This window comes from Streptomyces sp. NPDC006283 (assembly GCF_040613325.1).
Lineage (GTDB): Bacteria > Actinomycetota > Actinomycetes > Streptomycetales > Streptomycetaceae > Streptomyces.
The window spans coordinates 1-3,519 of the sequence record NZ_JBEXRZ010000381.1 but is presented as its reverse complement, the minus strand read 5'-3'; the positions used below and the strand labels follow the sequence as shown (position 1 = coordinate 3,519).

Annotated in this window: 3 protein-coding genes; 2 read left to right on the top strand and 1 reads right to left on the bottom strand. The window is 71.4% G+C overall.

Translation table 11 applies throughout. From position 1 onward, the window contains the following. Positions 1-225: 225 nt before the first annotated feature. Entirely contained in the window at positions 226-903 is a 678-nt protein-coding gene (locus ABZ070_RS36250; protein WP_356640332.1) for a GntR family transcriptional regulator, read from the top strand. Positions 904-1,145: 242 nt separating this feature from the next. Here ABZ070_RS36250 and ABZ070_RS36245 read toward each other — a convergent pair whose 3' ends face one another. After that, positions 1,146-1,427, bottom strand: coding sequence for an HPr family phosphocarrier protein (locus ABZ070_RS36245; RefSeq protein WP_356640330.1), 282 nt, complete (start codon positions 1,425-1,427; stop codon positions 1,146-1,148). 163 nt (positions 1,428-1,590) lie between these two features. Here ABZ070_RS36245 and ABZ070_RS36240 point away from each other — a divergent pair, with 163 nt between their 5' ends. Next, entirely contained in the window at positions 1,591-3,468 is a 1,878-nt protein-coding gene (locus tag ABZ070_RS36240) for a GNAT family N-acetyltransferase (RefSeq protein ID WP_356640328.1), read from the top strand. The last annotated feature ends 51 nt before the right edge of the window (positions 3,469-3,519 follow it).

The following is a 3,519-nucleotide window of genomic DNA, read 5'->3' as shown; positions in this document are numbered from 1 at the left end:
GGTTTCAGTACGTACCGTGACCATGTGAATCCTGTTTACAACGGCTCCCCCGATGGAGGGCGGGTCGGAAAACAGCTAGTTTCCGCCATTCCGTGATTGCCCGCTCATTCAAAAGGTTTCCATGGGTTCCCGCCTGCCGTCGGAAAACCGAGCGCATTGCAATAGAGTCACGGGAACACGCGTCAATCGGTTGCGTTTCGCTCGGATCAAGGCGGAGGTTCGGTCATGCGCGTTCCCGCGCACTCGGTATGCACGGCGATCCGCGACGACATCGTCTCCGGCGTGTTCGAACGCGGCAGCCGGCTCACCGAGGAGCAGCTGGCACGCCGTTACGGAGTCTCCCGCGTTCCCGTGCGCGAGGCGCTGCGCACCCTGGAGTCGGAGGGGTTCGTCGTCACCCGGCGCCACGCGGGCGCCTGCGTCGCCGAGCCCACCGAGCAGGAGGCCGCCGACCTTCTCGAGATCCGTATGCTGCTCGAGCCGCTGGGCGCGGCGCGTGCCGCCCAGCGCCGCACGGAAGCGCACCTGAAGGTACTGCGCGGCCTGGTCAGGCTGGGCCAGGACAGGGCGCGGCGGGGGCAGGGCGAGGACCTGCGCTCCCTCGGCGCCTGGTTCCACGAGACCCTGGCTCAGGCCTGCGGCAGCCCCGGTCTGACGGCTCTGCTGACTCAGCTGCGGCACAAGACCGCCTGGATGTACGCCGTGGAGCAGCCGGCCGAGCCGGTCGAGTCCTGGGCCGAGCACGGGGCGATCGTGGACGCCGTGGCGCGCCGCGACGCGGAGCGCGCGCGGGCACTGACCGCCCTGCACGCGGAGCGGGTCGCTGCGGCGCACCGGCTGCGGCGCGCGGTGCGGGTGAGGACTTCGCAACATGCCGTAAACACGGCGAGCGGCCGGAATTAACAGCCGGCGTATACAAAAGGGAGTGTTGGAGCCGGGCCGTTTTATGCTGCCCGGAATTGCTCGGGGGAGCGGTAAACGAAAAGCCGCGGCGCTTCCGGAATTCGAAGTGCCGCGGCTTTGTCGTGCGTGGTTCGTGATTTCCGCTGCGGGGCGGTGTACTCCGCACGGCTCGCGCAGCCGGGGGAGCGGTGTGCACTCCGCCCGTGCCAGGCGCCTCGTGCGATGCGCCTCGTGCCGAGCGCTCAGACGGCCTCGGGGAGCTCGTCGAGGCCCTCCGCCACCAGCTTGGCCAGGCGGTCCAGGGCAGCCTCTGCGCCGTCCGCGTCGGAGGCGAGGACGATCTCCTCGCCACCCTGGGCGCCGAGACCGAGCACGGCCAGCATGGAGGCGGCGTTGACCGGCGTGCCGTCGGTCTTGGCGATCGTCACAGGGACGCCGGAAGACGTCGCGGCCCGGACGAAGATGGACGCGGGGCGGGCGTGAAGGCCCTCGGCCCAGCCGACGTTGACGCGGCGTTCAGCCATGGTGTTGCCCTTCAAGTCTTGGCGGGTTGTCTAGACCAGTGTCTCATGTGCTCCGGCGTGCTCCTCGCCGACTCGGACGGGGTGGCGGACCGCCGACCGGCCTCCCCAGCCTGCCCGCAGCGAACCGCCTTCGCGACCCGTGGGCGGGCCGTAGGCTTTCCCCATGCAGACCTCGCAGGAGCACGCCTACCCGGCTCACTGGGAAGCAGACGTGGTGCTGCGCGACGGCGGCACGGCGCGGATCCGCCCCATCACCACCGAGGACGCCGACCGGCTGGTCAGCTTCTACGAGCAGGTCTCCGACGAGTCGAAGTACTACCGGTTCTTCGCGCCCTACCCCCGGCTGTCCGCCAAGGACGTCCACCGGTTCACGCACCACGACTATGTGGACCGGGTGGGTCTCGCGGTCACCATCGGCGGCGAGTTCATCGCCACCGTCCGCTACGACCGGATCGACGCACGGGGCAGGCCGGCAGGCGCACCCGCCGACGAGGCCGAGGTGGCCTTCCTCGTCCAGGACGCCCATCAGGGGCGCGGCGTCGCCTCCGCTCTGCTCGAACACATCGCGGCCGTCGCCAGGGAGAGGGGGATCCGGCGGTTCGCCGCGGAGGTGCTCCCCGCCAACTCCAAGATGATCAAGGTGTTCCGGGACGCCGGGTACACACAGAAGCGCAGCTTCGAGGACGGCTCCGTCCATCTGACCCTCGACCTCGAGCCGACGGAGGAGTCCCTCGCCGTGCAGCGCGGCCGCGAACAGCGTGCCGAGGCGCGCTCGGTGCAGCGACTGCTCGCGCCCGGTTCGGTGGCCGTGGTCGGCACGGGCCGGCTCCCCGGCGGCGTCGGCCGGACCGCGCTGCGCAACCTCCTCGGCGGCGGGTTCACGGGCAGGGTGTACGCGGTGAACCGGGCGTTCCCCGAGGCGCGCGGCGAGATCGACGGTATCCCCGCTGTCCGCTCGGTCGGCGACATCGAGGAGCCCGTCGACCTGGCGATCGTCGCGGTCCCCGCCGAGCGGGTGCCCGAAGCCGTCGCGGACTGCGGCGAGCACGGCGTCCAGGGGCTGGTGGTGCTGAGCGCCGGCTACGCGGAGAGCGGTGCGGCCGGGAGGGAGCGCCAGCGCGAACTGGTGCGGCAGGCCCGTTCCTACGGGATGCGGATCATCGGCCCGAACTCGTTCGGGATCATCAGCACGTCCGACGCCGTCCGGCTCAACGCCTCGCTGGCGCCGCAGGCCCCGGCGCCCGGGCGCATCGGCCTGTTCACCCAGTCCGGGGCGATCGGCATCGCCCTGCTGTCCGGGCTGCACAGGCGTGGTGCGGCCCTGTCCTCCTTCATCTCGTCCGGCAACCGCGCGGACGTGTCAGGGAACGACTTCCTGCAGTACTGGCACGAGGACCCGGACACCGACGTCGTCCTCATGTACCTGGAGTCGATCGGGAACCCCCGCAAGTTCACCCGCCTCGCCCGGCGCACCGCCGCCCTCAAGCCGGTTGTCGTCGTGAAGGGCGCCCGGCACAGCGGCAGCACGCCGCCGGGCCACGCGGTGCCGTTCACCCGGATCCCCGACGCGACCGTCGGGGCGCTGCTGCGCCAGGCAGGCGTGATCCGCGTCGACACCGTCACCGAACTGGTCGACGCGGGCCTGATGCTGGCCGGGCAGCCGCTGCCGGGCGGGCCGCGGGTGGCGATCCTCGGCAACTCCGAGTCCCTCGGACTCCTCACCTACGACGCCTGCCTGACGGAGGGCCTGCGCCCGCTCCCGCCGCGAGACCTCACGACGGCTGCGACCCCTGCCGACTTCCGCGCGGCGCTCGCGGAGGCACTGGTGGACGACGCGTGCGACGCCGTGGTCGTGACGGCGATCCCCTGGGTCGGGGAGAACGGCCTCACTGAATCCGGCGGCGAGGTCCTCGCGACGGCTCTGCGCGACGCGGCGGCCACGGCGCCGGCGAAGCCGGTGGCGGTGGTGCATGTCGAAATGGGCGAGCTGGCCGACGCCTTGGCCGCCGCGTCGAGCACCGCCCCGACCGCCACTGGGTGATCGCCCGCCGCAGCGTGAGCCGGCCAGAAGAGATCTCCTACTACATCGCCT